Raw genomic sequence first — 15120 nt, forward strand, 5'->3', positions numbered from 1 at the left:
TCAGAAAACAGCAGTTTTCAAAAAGTCCTCTAAATCATATAAATTCACGTATTCTAGATCTTGAGGAGGGATAACTATTGTTAGTTTGCGAGCAATAAATTCCTCTTTTGAACCAATTAAAAATGACGTGATTATCAATTTTACCAATACTACTCTTGGGAGATTTGTTCGAGCGAGATTTGAACCAATTACTGGAATAGATATTTGTTCGCCATGTCCTTTTAAGCGAACCTGCTCCCAAAGGTTACTTAGAGAATGCCAAATGCAATCAGCATTGGATTGAATCTTTAAATCGTTTCCCATAGAGCCGTAAGCGACAAGGAAATAGCGCCTATCAAAATTTCCTAATGAAATAGTTGTTCCAATAGGATAACGACGTTGATTACCTTTGAGTTTGCTGAGATCTTCTTTCCCACGTTCTTTATGAGTTTTCAATGCCTCTTCAATATCTGTATCTAACTTTATTTTTTCACTTTTATAAACTTTCAACAAAAACTGCCCTTGAACGCTGGGTTCCGCAATTATCTCTCCTATTTCGGTATCAAAGACATCATTGAATCCTACTACTAAGTGTCCTTTTTCTTGGAAAATATCGCCCAGCTTTATTTCAATTGTTGAGTTGGGCGAACTTAGTTTTCTGGAAATAGATTTTTTAGGAAAACGCAGGAAAATGGAAATTAGCATTGAAGATACTAATAGGCTAATATAGCCACTCAAACCCAATGTAATTGCGTCAGGTATAAACAGTCCTAATGGTTCTATCAACAACCATAAAAAGCCAAAAATACTTATAGAAGTGGTTGCGATTCTCCAAATCCCAATAGTCAAAAAAATTTTCAGATATATCTGGAAATTCATGTTTTTTCTTATTAAAATTAAAGGTTACATCAAAGAGATGGCATCTGAATTGTATTTTCGATCCATGTTTGTGTTCGCTACTATCCTCATTAATCTGAATTTTAATTTTTCCCGTCGTGTGGTTGACGGGAAGTGATCGTGCCTCTATACTCATCCATCAAGCCGTTCACCCGAGCGGTGGCTCCACAGAACTCGAAAACTTTAGCGCTGTCTGAAGGTGCTTGCGACACCAACAGACAGCTAACCCCGCAAATCTCCGAAGCAGATTGCGAGGCTAGGCACATGGTACCCTAGCCCCCTCAGTTTGCACTTCAAGCGTGGGTGGCTAGGGTTTTCGCGTTCTGTTTTCCTCAGCCCTTCTACCCCTAGCGGGGGCAGGGTTTGCTTACTGCAACCATAAAAGGAAACAGAACCGATGTTTGAATATTTAGAACCAGACCCCAGCGACAACCAAGAAGCTGGGGCACTGCCGCTACCACCCAAATCTGGGCCAAATGACCGAGGGGCAAGGCCACTGACGCCCGAGAAAGTGCGCCATATGCTTTACGGCAGCCTGGCCGCGATCGATCGCACCATCAAAATCCTCCATGCTCTCGGCTATGCCGACCCCAATGACTGGAGCGACCCGATCCCCGTACCACCCATCACCGACGGATCAACAACCGCCTGGTCATCGAGCGGAGTCGAGAAGCGGTCATCGAGCGGAGCCGAGAAGCGGTCACTGAGCGGAGCCGAAGTGTGGATGGTGATTATGACCAAAACCGTGCTGCTAGAGTAGCGGGCAACTCAGATCCCAGGGTTCTGGTGCGGGTCTTTGTCTCTAGGCCATAGCCCCCGCTAGAACCCTGGGATCTCGGCGGGCGAACCCCAGACTTAGGAAAAAGTTTGCGATACTTAAGTAATACTCTTGTTGCTAAAGTGCTGTTGCTGACGCCTTAGATCTATGACCGCCGCCAACCCCTTGCTTGCCCTCGACTACCTACCCGCCCTGGAGTCTCTAGGCGATGACTACTACGACATCGTCCCCGCCGCCGAGTTTCCGCAGCAGATTCTGCGCTTTCGCAACGACGAACTGGTGCGGTTGCTCGGCCTCGACCCCGCCACCGTCAGCGACGAAGATTTTATTGAGGCGTTTGGCAAATTTCGGGGGCGCGAGTCGTTTTTGGCCCTGCGCTACCACGGCTACCAGTTTGGCGAATACAACCCCTTTTTAGGCGACGGGCGCGGCTTTCTCTACGGCCAGGTGCGCGGCACCGATGGCAACCTCTACGACTTTGGCACCAAAGGCTCTGGCACCACCCCCTACTCGCGGGGCGGCGACGGCAGGCTCACCCTCAAAGGCGGCGTACGCGAGGTGCTGGCCTCCGAAGCGCTCCACGCCCTGGGGGTGAATACCTCCCGCGCCTTCACCCTGGTCGAAACGGGCGAAGCCCTATGGCGCGGCGATGAGCCTTCCCCAACGCGATCGGCGGTGCTGGTGCGCTTTAGCCAGTCGCACATTCGCTTTGGCACCTTTGAGCGGCTGGAGTACCTCAACCGCCCCGACCTGATCGCCAAGCTGCTAGAGCACGTTATCGACGTTTACTACCCTGAGGCGCGGCTGTTTACCGATGCCCAGGAGCGGTATTTGCATTTTTATCAGGAGTTGTGCGATCGCGTGGCCCGCCTTGCCGCCCAGTGGATGTCGGTCGGCTTTTGCCACGCCGTACTCAACACCGACAACATGTCGATCACGGGCGAAAGCTTCGACTACGGCCCCTTTGCTTTTATGGATGGTTACGACCCGCGCTTTACCGCCGCCTACTTTGACTACGCCGGGCGCTACAGCTACGGCAACCAGCCGCTGATCTGCCAAATGAATCTCAAGGCGCTGCAAAAACCCCTCCAGCTGATCATGCCCGAGGCCGATTTAGAAGCCGCCCTAGAACCCTTCAAAGATCGCTACGCCGCCTACTATCAGCAGCGAATGCTCCGCAAGCTGGGCTTTGAATCTTTAGCAGATGACCTAGCTACCACCTTGGTTAGCCAAACCATCGAACTACTCAGTGCTGTAGACGTGGGCTACCACGATTTCTTCTTTGCCCTCACTGAGCAGCTCTCCCCAACCTGGCGCGAGCATGCCAGTCTCATTTTTAGTTCCACCCTGCACGCTTCAGATGCAGCTGCGGCTTCTCAACTCGATGGCTGGCGACAGACCTACTACCGCTGCTTGCAAAGCCTTGATGCCGAGAAGATAGAGAACGTTGCGTCGCTGCTGAAGTGCACCAATCCCGAAACCGTGCTCCTGCGCCCCGAGATTGAGGCGATCTGGGAACCGATTACCACTGACGACAACTGGCAGCCTTTTTACGAACTACTCGACAAAGTTCAGCATCCCTTTGGGCAGGGCTAAGCGATCGCATTCAGGAGGCGATCGCAACCCTTCTCAGCCCATTGACAGACTCTGATAACCCAAATGTCCCTCGTTTGGCAATGTCCTTATTTGGCAATATATAGACAGTCTTCTAAAGAACCTCAACCATGTCCGACGACTCGACTTCCGCCAGCCCACTCGCGCCGACACCGGTAGCCAAAATTTTGCAGTGCTTTAGTGGGGCCTTCGTGGCGGGCACCATTGCCGTGTTGGCCTACCGCCTCATGCTTTCTATTGCCGCCAACTTTGCGGCCCATCCGGTAGTATCGGACAATCCGGCGGTGGCTAACATTTCAGCGGCGGTGCGCACCCTGGTAGTGGGCATGGCGGCTCTGGGGTCGGGGGTTTTTGGCTTGGCGGGGCTGGGGCTGTTTTTGCTGGGCATTCAGCTCCTCCTGGGGCGACTGACGGGTCGGCCTGCTGCCCCTTCTAAAGAGCAGTAGACGTTTCCCCATGGAAAGCTGGCGTTTGATTGGTCAGTAACGAACACTTTGCCGGGGTTATTTTTGTTAGGTTAAAGATATCTTTAACCTAATGGTTAGGCACGAATTAAGGTCTGTAGCACGGCTCCAACCCGAGCTGAGAGACAGAAATTTTGGTCAATTAGCGACCAGAGCACAAATTTTTCCTCAGTCAACGGACCAAAGTTATATATTTAATAAAGAACGTTAGGTAAAACGCAGCACTTCACACCAAGATTCATGGTTGTCACTCACAGTCTCAGCACCCTTATCCAGCTCCCTCGCACCGGGGATGCCGAAATGCTGAGAGAAATTTTTACTGCTATCGATGCAACCAGCTGCCCCTACACCTACAACTTTCACATGCATACCGCCTGCTCGGACGGCAAGCTTACCCCTGCCGGCCTGATGGAGCAGGTCGTTGATATCAACCTCAGTGCCTTCGCCATTACCGACCACCACACCGTCAAGGGCTACCAGCAGGCCAAAGCCTGGCTCGAAGACTGGCAGTGGCGCAACCCCACCTCGTTGCGCAGTCGTCAGCGGGGTAAGGGGGGGGCCGTACCCCGATTGTTTACCGGCGTAGAAATTACCGCCCTTCTGGCCGAGACCGAAGTGCACATTTTGGGCTATGGTTTTGCGCCTGCCCACGACGCGATCGAGCCCTACCTACGCAGCTACGCGCCTCGGGGCGATGCCAAACTAGCGGCAGCGGTAATCGCAGCCATTCAGGCCGCTGGGGGTATTGCGGTGCTGGCTCACCCGGCCCGCTATCGGGTGTCGGCCAAGACCCTAATTCCGATCGCGGCGGCCCTGGGCATCGACGGGGTAGAAACTTACTACGCCTACGCCAACCCCGAAGACTGGGTACCCTGCCCTCGCCATACCCCCACCGTCGAGCAGCTTGCCCAAGACTACGGCCTGCTGACCACCTGCGGCACCGATACCCACGGGCCTAGCCTGCTGCGGCGACTGTAGCCCCTCATGGTTGACTACGCGACCCTCAAACGGGTACTGGAGCACGATTTAAAGCAGCAAGAAGCTCGCTACGGCCTGGTGGATGAGGCTCTGCACACGCGGGTTTGGCTGCATCCTCAGCCCACCGACCGGGTCTGCCTGTTTTTTCATGGCTTTACCGCTGGCCCTTACCAAATGGAGCGGATTGGCCAGCACTTTTACCGGGCGGGGTACAACGTAGTAGCCCCGCTGCTGCCCGGTCATGGTCGGGCTGGCCACTGGGGTAAAGACAACCCGCCGCCCCTACCCACCGACCCCGAGGTGTACCAAACGTTTGGCCTGCAGTGGCTAAATTTGGTCAGTCTGCTGGGCGATCGCGTAGTGGTGGGCGGCCTGTCGGGGGGCGGTACTCTGGCGGCCTGGCTAGCGCTAGAGAAACCAACCCAGGTCGATCGCGCGGTACTCTGCGCGCCTTACCTCAGCGCCAGCAGCAGGGTGATCGACCTATTTGTGAAAAAAGTCGATACCTACTTTGCCTGGGCCGCTGCCCCCAAGCAAATCGTCAATTCCGCTACGGCAGTCCAAGCGCCACCGCTAGGCTACTCAGGCTTTACGACCCCGGCGCTGCGGGCCGTACTTGAGCTGGGGCAGCTGTGCCAGCAGCGGGTCAAACAGGCTGCGATCGCCCCCACCTTCACGATCTCTAGCGAGAGCGATCGGGCGGTTAGCAATTTCGACCATCAGCACTTTTTTGCCGCCGCCCTCAAGCACCAGCCCACCAGCTGGCACGTGCTGTTCAACAAAGTGCTCGATATTCCCCACACCATGATGACGGCGCAGGAGGGCAACCGCTACCAACACCTGCTCAACGTGATGATTCAGGCCTTTGTCGAAAGCGACCTGACCTGGGCGGAGGTCGAAGAAATTGCCTACCGCATGACCAAGAATCGCCCCTTCAACGCTGTAGTGGCCGATCTGGGCTGGCAGACCAAGGCGTCTAAAGACATGCCCGCCATGGTCACAATGGTCGACAAATGGGCGATCGCGGTGAAGCGCGAACTGGACAGTCGGCAGAGGGGGTGGCGATCGCCGCGCGATCGCTAACTACCGCCGAAACACAAACAAGTTGCCCGTAGCGCCGCGCCCAAACCGCAGATCTTCATCCAGGTAGGAGGTAATCCACAGGGCTTCCTGGCGCAGAAACTCTAGCACCGGTACGGTGATCTGGGGTAGGTTTAGCCCGGTGATGCCCAGCAGGCGGGTGGCCTGCACGCTAATCGCCCCAAAACTAACGCGGGCGCTTTCGCCTTCCTCGAAGGGTTGCCAAATGCCCTGGGCGGTGGCGGTGAGTTCGCCTAGAAACGGCAGCGAGAGCACGGCCCCATTTTCGGTGGCGATCGCTCCCAGGGGCCAGTCTTTAGCGATCGCCCCCGAAACTCGATTGGCGATCGCCCCCAGGGGTCGGCCTTTGACCATCGCAGCGCCATCGCCTTCAGGGCCGGTCAACCGCTGCCACACCCGCTGAATGCCTACGGGTATTGGGAACTGGCGACTGATACGGCGCGTGACCACCGTGCCCCGCGAGGCGTACACTAGCGCCCAAGACCCCAACAGCATGGGCCAGTGCTCCTGGCGCAGGGGCTGATCGATCGGGTTGAGCGTTTCTAATTCACAGATAATTTGATCGATCGCAGGGTGCTCGGCAGGCAGGATGGCATCCTCGGGTTCCAGGGTCTCGATCTGCTGGAGCAGCTGGGTTTTGAGCTGAAGGCGGCGTTGATGAACGGGAGTCATTGTGGCAGAGACATGAAGGGGATGGCCGGATTGCGGCCTAGAGTTTTAGGATACCCCCGTCGGGTCAGCCATGATTCTCCAAGGGTAGCGGCACCCCGCGAATGGAGTGATCCAGTAGCTCGATGGGGTGAAAGAGAGGCATGGTGCGATCTTGATCGGCCATGTGCTGCTGAATCTGTAGCGAGCAGCCGGGGTTGGGGGAGGCCACCAGCGCCGCGCCCGTATTCAGCAGGTTCTTGACCTTCATCTGGCCCAGCTCGGTAGCAACGTCGGGGTGCAGCATGTTGTAGACCCCAGCGCTGCCGCAGCACAGCGCTGCATCGATGGGTTCCCGCAGGGTGACGCCGGGAATTTGCTTCAGCAGCTGGCGAGGCTGTAGGCTAATTTTTTGGCCGTGCAGCAGGTGGCAGGCATCTTGATAGACGACGGGCAGGGTGCCCTCGGTGATCGGGTGCAGGGGCGTTGTTAGCCCTACCTGGGCCAGAAATTCCTGTACGTCTCTAACTTTGTCGACAAAGGCTTGGGCGCGATCGCGGTACTCCGGGTCATCCTGCAAGATGTGGTGGTACTCCTTCAGCGTGTGGCCGCAGCCCGCTGCATTGATCACCACAAAATCGACCCCAGCAGCCTCAAAGCAGTTGATCATGTGGCGGGCCAGGGTTTGGGCCTGGGCCTCTTGCCCCTGGTGGGCGGGCAGCGCCGAGCAGCACCCCTGCGCGTGGGGAATTACCACTTCGCAGCCGTTAGCACTCAGCACCCGCGCCGTGGCGGCATTCACATCGGAAAAAAACACCCGCTGCACGCAGCCCAACACCATGCCCACCCGGTAGCGCTTTTCGCCCACCGCCGGGATGAGTTCGGGTAGGTCATCCTGAAAGCTCTCGGCAGTGATTGGGGGCAGCAGCGACTCCATCGCCGCTAGGCTGGGGGAAAGTTTGGCCAGCAGCCCGGTTTTCTGCACCAGCTTGGAAATGCCCAGCTTTTGGTACAGGTACAGCGGCCCCGCTATGGCCCGCAGCCTGGTGGGGTAGGGGAACAGGCTGAAGATCAGCGATCGCACCAGCCGCTCTGGCAAAGGCCGACTGTGGTTGCGCTCGACCTGGGGCCGCACCGCCGCAATCAGCTGGTCGTACTGCACCCCCGAGGGGCAGGCAGTAGTGCAGGCCAGACAGCCCAGGCACGAGTCGAAGTGCTTCGCTGAAGTGGCCGACAGGGGCGCTTCGCCAGTGTTGATCGCATCCATTAAATAAATGCGGCCCCGGGGTGAGTCCATTTCGGTGCCGAGCACCCGGTAGCTGGGGCAGGTGGTGAGGCAAAACCCGCAGTGCACGCAGGCATCGATCAGCTTGGGGTCGGGAGGGTGCTGGGCATCGAAGCCGTTGGCCACACTGGCGGCTGTGGGCCAAGCGAGGGGCGCTGAAGACTCTGAGGTCGGCATGGAGACGCGGGTAAGGGCTATGTTTAGGCTAGCGCGATCGCTCCCAGCTTTTGCCGCCCTGCCGCAAAAATCCTGCAATGCCAACCATAGGGAATCTAGGTCTGCAACAGTGGCTCAGGGTCGGACGGCTGGGCTATGGCTTGTACCTCACTGGTCCAGCGGTTGGCGATCGGCATGCGCCAGCCCATACCAAAGGCGCGATCGGTGACCTTGAGCACGGGCGGAGCCTGCCGCCGCTTGAACTCAGCCCGCGCCACCAGCCGCACCACCTTGTCGACCACGGCAGCATCGTGGCCAGCGGCAACCATGTCGGCCACCGACTCGTGGCGCTGCACTAGGCGTTCCAAAATGTCATCTAGCACGTCGTAGGAGGGCAAAGAGTCTTGGTCCACCTGGCCGGGCTTGAGTTCGGCGCTGGGGGGCTTGTCGAGAATGTGCTGGGGAATGAGGCCATCGGTGAGGGCGCTGGCGCGATCGCCTAGTTCTGCCAAATCACCAGGGGCAGCGCCACTATCACCCCGGCCCGCCTGCTGATTGAGCCATTGGCAGAGGGCATAGACCCGCGTTTTGGGCACGTCGGCAATCACCGCCAGGCCGCCGTTCATGTCGCCGTATAGGGTGCAGTAGCCCACCGCCATCTCCGACTTGTTGCCCGTGGATAGCAGCAGGTGGCCAAATTTATTTGAAATGGCCATCAGCAGGTTGCCGCGAATGCGCGACTGAATATTCTCCTCAGCAATGCCGGGGCTAGTGTCTGCGAATAGGGGGTCGAGCACCTGGTCGTAGTCAGCCATCAGCGGGCCGATGGCCAAGGTTTGGTGGGCTATACCCAAATTTTGGGCTAGGGCCAGGGCATCGGTGACCGAATGCTCGGAACTGTAGGGGGAGGGCATCAGTACGCCCAGCACGTTAGCGGGGCCAAGGGCCGCAGCAGCGATCGCCGCTACCAGGGCCGAGTCAATACCGCCGCTAAGGCCAATCACCGCCTTAGAGAAGCCGCACTTGTGGGTATAGTCGCGCACCCCCAGCACCAGGGCCGACCAGAGCGCTTCGTTTTCATCGACCGGCAGGGGCGCGATCGCGGTCGGGCACAGCTCGTGCCCAACGGGGTCATACTCCACCACCGCCAGTCCGGCTTGAAAGGCGGGCAGCCGCGCCACCAGTTCGCCCTGACGGTTAAAGGCCATACTGGTGCCGTCGAAAATCAGGTCATCGTTCGCTCCGACCTGGTTGACGTAGAGAATGGGGCAGCGGAACCGGGCCGCACTGTGGGCCAGCATGGCGGAGCGGAGCTGGGCTTTATTGACCGAATAGGGTGAGGCGGAGAGGTTGATGACGATATCGACGCCTTCACCGGCCAGATCGGCGATCGGGTTGCGAGGGTAGCTGCGCCCGCCCCAAAACTCTTCGTCGTTCCACAGGTCTTCGCAGATCGTGACGCCCACCCGAATGCCCCAGTCGCCGCAGGGTAGGGTAAAGCTGCTTGGCCCCTGCCCCGCCGCGAAGTAGCGGTTTTCGTCGAAAACATCGTAGGTGGGCAACAGCTGCTTGTGAAACACCTGCTGCACCCGGCCACCCTGGAGCAGGGCCGTGCTGTTAAACAAAGGCTTTTCGCCAGAGTAGCGGGCTTTGGGATTGGCGGCAGCGTAGCCGACCAGCACCGCTAGATGAGGTGGTAGATCCCTCGCCAGATTGTCTAGGGTCTCGGCCATCGCGTGGATAAAGCCCGGTCGCAGCAGCAGATCGCGGGGTGGGTAGCCGCACAGCACCAGCTCGGTTGTGACCAGGACCTGGGCTCCCAATCGATCGGCCTGGCGGGCGGCATCGAGCACCTGCTGAGCATTGTGGGTCAGGTCGCCAATGGTGGGGTTAAGCTGGGCGATCGCAAATTTCATAGGAGTTAACGGATAAAAAAGGAATTTCGACCAAAACGCTAGCGGTAGTTTGCCTGAGAATTTATCGCTGGCTGAGCGGAGTCGAAGCAGCGGTAAATTCTCAGGCTTCAGTGGGTATGGTTTTTTTAGGGCGGTGGCGCTGGGCAGCCAGGGTATTGCGCTCCCAAAACACGCCATCGGCATAACCCTGAATGCTGGGATCTAAATTGACTAGCGCCAACCGCTTCTCAGCCAGGCAGCAGTAGTCAACATCTTGCTCAATACCCACATACCGCCGCCCCAGCTTTTTGGCCACCACCGAGGTTGTACCGCTGCCGAGAAATGGGTCAAAGACGACATCATTGGGTTTAGAACTGGCGAGAATTAGTTTGGCAACGAGTTTCTCGGGTTTTTGCGTCGGATGATCGGTGTTTTCGGACATTGACCAAAAGGGCACGGTAATGTCAGTCCACAGGTTAGACGGATGGGTGAGGCGATAGTGTTCTGAGCCGCTGTCGTCCCAGTCTTTGGGTTGGCCGGTTGAATTTCGGTAGGGAGCCATCACTTGACGCTTAAGCTTCACCGCATCCACATTAAAGGTGTAATGTTCAGATACCGTGCAGAACCAAATATCTTCGCTAGCGTTCTTCCAGTTGGCCTGGGCACCGCGCCCTTTTTCACGTTCCCAAGTAATTCTATTTTTAATCAAAAAGTATTTTTCTAGAACTGGATACATGGCTGTTGAGGTGGCCCAGTCGGCGCAAAAATAGGCAGAGGCACTGGGTTTGAGCAGGGGTATGAGCTGAGCAATCCAGCGATCTAGCCAGTCGGCGTAGGTGGCGCGATCGCACTGCTTAAACCTCTTGCCGTTGAAGTCTTTAGTCAAGTTGTAGGGCGGATCAACAATCAGCAAATCGACAAAAGTCTGGGGCAGATGACGTAGGGCACCAAACACATCCTGACAGATGGTTTTATTGAGAATGTCGGCGGTAGATCGATCGCCATTCAGGCTGATTAAACCCGGCGAAAATCTATCTCGATCTTCATCAGTGAGGTCTATAGTTCGATTTTTAGGTGCTCTGACTTTCATCATTACAAATCAAATAAACACCATCGGCTTGTCTTTACAGGGCTCAAAGGCGTCGGCATCGAACCGATACAGGCTGGCGGGTCGCCCGGCCCCGCGCGAGGTTTTGCAGCCGGTATCCTGCAAAAAGCCCAGCTTGAGCAGCCGGGCGCGAAAGTTGGAATAGTCGGAAAAACCTTCTCCCAAAACGGTGACGTAGAGCTGGTAGAGGTCACCCAGGGTAAAGACTTCGGGCAGCACGTCGAAGGCGATTGGGCTGTACTCTAGCTTGTTGCGCAGACGGCGGTAGCCGTAGGCCAAAATTTCGTTGTGGTCGAAGGCGAGCTGGGGCACCTGGGCCAGCGGGTACCAGGCAATACCGCTGACGCCGTCGGCGATCAGTTCAGCATCTTCGAAGCGCACCAGGGCAAAGTGGCTGACGGAGAGGTAGCGCACATCAAAGGCAGTCGGCGACTCGCGGGGGTCGCGATCGGGGCCGCCGAAGGTATAGAGCTGCTCCAGATAAAGGGTGTTGACCCGAATTTTTTCGGCCAGCACTCGGTAGGCGGCGTCTTCTAACGATTCGCCCTGGCGCACCAGGGTACCGGGCAGGCTCCAGTAGCCTGCAAAGGGGGTATCAGGGCGCATAACCACCAGCACCAGCAGCCGGTTTTGCTGAGTATCTACAGAAAAAATTACGTTGTCGACCCCCACCTTAAAGTCGGCCAGGGGCACCGGGCTTAGGGGGTGGTCAGAGGTTCGTTGGAGTTTTGCGGACATGGGTAGAGGTGGTGTTGAGCAATGTAGGCCTGCACCGCTGGGGTGAGCTTGGGGGCACTGGAGGAGCTGGCATCATCGTCGCACTGGCGGTAGCGAGACGACGACACATCGATCGCGGGCATGGCCGCTACGGCGACCTGCGTACGCTGCCGCAGACTGGCCAGCCCGGCCTCGGTGAGGTCATAACCGGGGCGAGGGATAACCAGAATGTTAACCGCTGCGAAGATTTCGTCGACCCGGTGCCAGGTGGGTAACTGCTCGACTAAGTCGGCCCCAACGATCAGAGAGAACTGGGCACCAGGCCAAATTTGCTGGGCTCGCTCCAGGGTGACGACGGTGCGCATGTGGCTGAGTTCGGGGTGGACCTGCACCTGTCCGGGGGGCACGTCTAGTTCGTCGATTAAAAGCTCCAGCATGCGAAAGCGATCGCCCAAATCGGTCTGGTGCGCCTTGAAGGGGTTGTTCGCTGTCCACACGGCTACATGGTCGAACTGAGTGGCTAGCCAGGCCAAAATGGCGGCGTGCCCCCGGTGCGGCGGGTCAGCACTGGTGCCAAACAGGGCGATGTGGAGCGTTTCAGGGCAATCCATAGGGCGGCGATCGGCGAGATCAGGCGAGGTCAGGGGGAGCCAGGCTTAGTGCCGGCGTAGCGGTGATGGACGGCGACGGGTGCGGGCCGCTAAATCATCCAGCGCATCGGATAGCGCCACCGCGTAGGTGGCCGGATGCTTTAACTGGCGCACAGATAACGGCAGGCTAGCTACCGAGGCGGCGGTGCGGGCGGCGATCGCATCCAGCGATTCTAACCCCTGCAGTGGCTGCCCCTGCTTGACGACGAGCTGCAGGAGGGGCTGCTCGTCGGGGGCAGCGGTCTCGTCTACCAGGCCGAGGCGATCGCCCACCGCTTGCCCACCGTCGTAGCGCCGAAAAACTTGCTTACGCCCCGGCAGGGTGGCCTTGTGGCTCGATTCTTTCATTACCGCTATGCCGTCGATATCGACCAGCTTATACACGCCATTGACCGGGTCGCCGGTTACCAGTTTGGTGCCCAGGCCATAGCCGTCGATGGTAGCCCCTGCCCGCTGTAGCCGATCAATTTCGTACTCATCCAGGTCGCCGCTGGCAAAGATTTTAGCCTCAGGCAGGTGCGATCGCACCGCCTTCGACAGCTCCACCAGGTCACCCGAATCGAGCCGCACCGCTGCTACCGGCGGTACCTGGCCCGCCAACCGTTCTGCCGCCGCTACCGTATCGTAGGTATCAATCAGCAGGGCCGCCCCCGGAAAGTAGCGCTGAAAAGCCGCAAAGGCATCGTCTTCGTGACCCTCTAGGGCGGCAAAGACCATCACCAGGGCGTGGGCCATAGTGCCCGCTGGTTTGCGCCCCAGTTCGATCGCCGCCAACACATTAGAGGTTTCATCTAGCCCCGCCGCCAGGGCCGCCCGCGCCGCCCACAGCGACCCTTGGGGGCTAAACGCGCGACGGGTGCCAAATTCCAGCAGCTTCGTCGCTGGCCCGGCCACGTCCCGCAGCCGAGCGGCGCGGGTGGCCACCAGAGTCTGGTAGTTGAGGGTGTTGAGCAAGTAGGTCTCGGCAATTTGGGCCTGCCATAGGGGGGCCTCAACTCGCAGCAGCGGCTCGTTGGCGAACACTGCCGTGCCCTCTGGCACCGCCCACACATCGCCCGTAAATACCCCATCTTCTAACCGCTGCCAAAACTCAGCCGGGGCGTGGTCAAACAACTCCATTTGCCGCAGAGCCTCCAGATGGCGCGCTGAAAACCGCAGGTTAGCCAGGTAGTCGATCGCCTGGGCTAGCCCCATGGCAATCAGGTAGCCATAGCCGCTGGGCAAGCGGCGGGTAAACAACTCAAAACTGGCCCGGCGATCGGCCGTGCCCTCACCCGCATAGCAGCTTGCCATCGTGAGCTGGTACAGATCGGTCAGCAAGCCGTAGTCTTCGGGAGCGGCCAGAAGCGCTGGATAAGTCATCGAGAGGTGCGGGTATTTTAGTTGTTTATACCATAACTATTTTGTGATTGTCGTGCAGCCAGGAGGGTTTGTTGACTTAATCTTGCTTGAAAATTGCCTTGGTTTTGGTGACTTCTACCGTTAAAGCTCGTCCAAGGGCTGGATTAGGGCAGTGGCTGCTGCTGCTGCTGAGCCTGCGGCAACAAACAATTCAAAATCTGTCATAGGAATATCCCTAAGCCAGTGCTATACCCTCTATCGTCCATCATTACTGGGTTATAGCAGCCCTGGCTCAGAGCATCGGCTAGAGCTAAGGAGGCAAGACCACAGGCTAAGCCCCCGATCGCACCAGCTAGCTCACCAGCTAGAGATAGGAGCGCCGAGCCTACATATCGCTACACCACTCGGTCTGTCACAGGCAGTACCCAAGCAGCACTTACGAGTAAGCACAAAACACTTTACTTAAAAACCATTGGGAGGATAGCGATGAATCTGACCCACACGCTGGAACTGTTTGATCACCCCAAAGCCGCCCGGGTAGATTGCCCTATTTCCGCTCAGCTAGAGGGACGGGTCTACTATCAAGGCACCTACTGGCCCGCGCGGGTCTACGAAGGCGTCATTGATGCTGGTACCGCTCTAGCTCCGTCAAGCTGGGTGACGGTGGTGGGCCGCTACGGGCTTACCCTGCTAATTGTGCCGCCCCTGGCAGCGGCGTAGACCGATGTGGCCTGGACTGATTAATCAGCCCAGGCCGCATGGCCGCATTTTTGGCAATAATTCCAGGGATACAGCAAAAACCGCTATGATTAAGGTGGTTTTGTCTAATTTTTCTGCCACCATCGTTGACCTATGGAGAGCCTGGCCCAAAACCTGCTGTGGCTAGTCTGGGAAGCTGACCTAGATACTGACCACAATCCGCCGCTAACGGCTCCCCCCGCGCACGAGAGGCTACGGGTACCTCGTGCCGTTGCTGTCGCAGCGGGGGCGATCGTTTTGGGCACTAGTCTATTGGGCACTGGTCTGAGTGCCCCAGCGGTGGCTGTCGGCCAAAGCTGGGGTAGCACGGTCTATGTTGCCACGCCTCCAGGCTACGCTCTCAATGTGCGCTGGGGGCCTAGCACCAACAACGGCATCTATCGCCGGGTGCGGCGGGGCAGCGTGTTACAGGTATCTGGGGCGCGCCGCAACGGTTGGGTAGAGCTGGTCGACGCCACCTGGGTAGCAGGTAATCTGGTCAGCGCCGCACCGGTGGGAACGGTGCCTACCGATCCACCTGCGGTAGACGATCGCAATTTGGCCACGGTAATCACTCCGCAAAATTTTGCCCTCAACATTCGTTCTGGCTCCGGCCGCGAGTACCCGGTGGTGGGGCAGTTCGTCAACGGTAGCCGCATTCCACTCACCGGGCGCTTTAACGTGGGCTGGGCGCAGCTGACCAGCGGCAACTGGGTCGATAGCAGTTACCTCCAGTACAGCGGCCCGATTCGAAATGACCCAGCCCCGACT

General features: G+C 57.7%; 15 protein-coding genes. 7 read left to right on the forward strand and 8 right to left on the reverse strand.

Annotated features, from left to right (window positions below; translation table 11 throughout):
- Positions 1-828 (reverse strand): macro domain-containing protein, encoded by an 828-nt coding sequence (locus IQ273_RS05245; protein ID WP_194022116.1) that lies wholly within the window; start codon positions 826-828, stop codon positions 1-3.
- A 445-nt stretch (positions 829-1273) separates the two neighbouring features.
- Between IQ273_RS05245 and IQ273_RS05250 the strand changes: the two genes are divergently transcribed.
- The 5 genes from IQ273_RS05250 (at position 1274) to IQ273_RS05270 (ending at position 5793) form a co-directional block, all read left to right on the forward strand.
- Positions 1274-1636 carry a hypothetical protein gene (locus tag IQ273_RS05250; RefSeq protein ID WP_194022117.1) on the forward strand — a complete coding sequence of 121 codons (363 nt, stop codon included), beginning with the start codon at positions 1274-1276 and terminating at the stop codon, positions 1634-1636.
- Between the two features lie 165 nt (positions 1637-1801).
- Positions 1802-3250 (forward strand): YdiU family protein, encoded by a 1449-nt coding sequence (locus IQ273_RS05255; protein ID WP_194022118.1) that lies wholly within the window; start codon positions 1802-1804, stop codon positions 3248-3250.
- A 128-nt stretch (positions 3251-3378) separates the two neighbouring features.
- Positions 3379-3714, forward strand: a complete 336-nt coding sequence (locus IQ273_RS05260) for a DUF3082 domain-containing protein (protein ID WP_194022119.1) — start codon at positions 3379-3381, stop codon at positions 3712-3714.
- Between the two features lie 258 nt (positions 3715-3972).
- Positions 3973-4710, forward strand: coding sequence for a PHP domain-containing protein (locus IQ273_RS05265; RefSeq protein WP_194022120.1), 738 nt, complete (start codon positions 3973-3975; stop codon positions 4708-4710).
- Between the two features lie 6 nt (positions 4711-4716).
- Complete coding sequence (locus tag IQ273_RS05270; protein WP_194022121.1) at positions 4717-5793, forward strand: carboxylesterase; 1077 nt, start codon at positions 4717-4719, stop codon at positions 5791-5793.
- Here IQ273_RS05270 and IQ273_RS05275 read toward each other — a convergent pair whose 3' ends face one another.
- The 7 genes from IQ273_RS05275 to IQ273_RS05305 all read right to left on the reverse strand — a co-directional run bounded on the left by IQ273_RS05275 (position 5794) and on the right by IQ273_RS05305 (position 13632).
- Positions 5794-6483, reverse strand: coding sequence for a PAP/fibrillin family protein (locus IQ273_RS05275; RefSeq protein WP_194022122.1), 690 nt, complete (start codon positions 6481-6483; stop codon positions 5794-5796).
- 64 nt (positions 6484-6547) lie between these two features.
- Complete coding sequence (locus tag IQ273_RS05280; protein ID WP_194022123.1) at positions 6548-7921, reverse strand: (Fe-S)-binding protein; 1374 nt, start codon at positions 7919-7921, stop codon at positions 6548-6550.
- A 95-nt stretch (positions 7922-8016) separates the two neighbouring features.
- A complete protein-coding gene (locus tag IQ273_RS05285; RefSeq protein ID WP_194022124.1) occupies positions 8017-9816 on the reverse strand; it encodes an NAD+ synthase in 1800 nt (599 codons plus the stop codon).
- Positions 9817-9916: 100 nt separating this feature from the next.
- Entirely contained in the window at positions 9917-10885 is a 969-nt protein-coding gene (locus IQ273_RS05290) for a DNA methyltransferase (RefSeq protein ID WP_194022125.1), read from the reverse strand.
- A gap of 9 nt (positions 10886-10894) precedes the next feature.
- The gene (locus tag IQ273_RS05295) at positions 10895-11641 is read right to left on the reverse strand and encodes an NrtR DNA-binding winged helix domain-containing protein (protein ID WP_194022126.1); all 747 of its coding nucleotides are present in this window, start codon (positions 11639-11641) and stop codon (positions 10895-10897) included.
- Entirely contained in the window at positions 11602-12231 is a 630-nt protein-coding gene (locus IQ273_RS05300) for a nicotinate-nucleotide adenylyltransferase (RefSeq protein ID WP_194022127.1), read from the reverse strand. Before IQ273_RS05300 ends, IQ273_RS05295 begins: the two co-directional genes overlap by 40 nt.
- Positions 12232-12276: 45 nt before the next feature.
- Entirely contained in the window at positions 12277-13632 is a 1356-nt protein-coding gene (locus IQ273_RS05305) for a nicotinate phosphoribosyltransferase (protein WP_194022128.1), read from the reverse strand.
- A 465-nt stretch (positions 13633-14097) separates the two neighbouring features.
- Here IQ273_RS05305 and IQ273_RS05310 point away from each other — a divergent pair, with 465 nt between their 5' ends.
- Both IQ273_RS05310 and IQ273_RS05315 read left to right on the forward strand, forming a co-directional pair.
- Positions 14098-14331, forward strand: coding sequence for an NfeD family protein (locus IQ273_RS05310; RefSeq protein ID WP_194022129.1), 234 nt, complete (start codon positions 14098-14100; stop codon positions 14329-14331).
- Positions 14332-14463: 132 nt separating this feature from the next.
- Positions 14464-15120, forward strand: a 657-nt coding sequence (locus tag IQ273_RS05315) for an SH3 domain-containing protein (RefSeq protein ID WP_194022130.1), incomplete at its 3' end; no start/stop codon positions are given.

Source organism: Nodosilinea sp. LEGE 07298, from assembly GCF_015207265.1.
Lineage (GTDB): Bacteria > Cyanobacteriota > Cyanobacteriia > Phormidesmidales > Phormidesmidaceae > Nodosilinea.

Excerpts from the sequence above, each read along its gene's own strand:
- IQ273_RS05280 (WP_194022123.1), bottom strand. The coding sequence starts at position 7,921 with ATGCCGACCTCAGAGTCTTCAGCGCCCCTCGCTTGGCCCACAGCCGCC.
- IQ273_RS05250 (WP_194022117.1), top strand. The coding sequence starts at position 1,274 with ATGTTTGAATATTTAGAACCAGACCCCAGCGACAACCAAGAAGCTGGG.
- IQ273_RS05295 (WP_194022126.1), bottom strand. The coding sequence starts at position 11,641 with ATGTCCGCAAAACTCCAACGAACCTCTGACCACCCCCTAAGCCCGGTG.
- IQ273_RS05260 (WP_194022119.1), top strand. The coding sequence starts at position 3,379 with ATGTCCGACGACTCGACTTCCGCCAGCCCACTCGCGCCGACACCGGTA.
- IQ273_RS05275 (WP_194022122.1), bottom strand. The coding sequence starts at position 6,483 with ATGACTCCCGTTCATCAACGCCGCCTTCAGCTCAAAACCCAGCTGCTC.
- IQ273_RS05300 (WP_194022127.1), bottom strand. The coding sequence starts at position 12,231 with ATGGATTGCCCTGAAACGCTCCACATCGCCCTGTTTGGCACCAGTGCT.
- IQ273_RS05265 (WP_194022120.1), top strand. The coding sequence starts at position 3,973 with ATGGTTGTCACTCACAGTCTCAGCACCCTTATCCAGCTCCCTCGCACC.
- IQ273_RS05305 (WP_194022128.1), bottom strand. The coding sequence starts at position 13,632 with ATGACTTATCCAGCGCTTCTGGCCGCTCCCGAAGACTACGGCTTGCTG.
- IQ273_RS05290 (WP_194022125.1), bottom strand. The coding sequence starts at position 10,885 with ATGAAAGTCAGAGCACCTAAAAATCGAACTATAGACCTCACTGATGAA.
- IQ273_RS05310 (WP_194022129.1), top strand. The coding sequence starts at position 14,098 with ATGAATCTGACCCACACGCTGGAACTGTTTGATCACCCCAAAGCCGCC.
- IQ273_RS05285 (WP_194022124.1), bottom strand. The coding sequence starts at position 9,816 with ATGAAATTTGCGATCGCCCAGCTTAACCCCACCATTGGCGACCTGACC.
- IQ273_RS05255 (WP_194022118.1), top strand. The coding sequence starts at position 1,802 with ATGACCGCCGCCAACCCCTTGCTTGCCCTCGACTACCTACCCGCCCTG.
- IQ273_RS05270 (WP_194022121.1), top strand. The coding sequence starts at position 4,717 with ATGGTTGACTACGCGACCCTCAAACGGGTACTGGAGCACGATTTAAAG.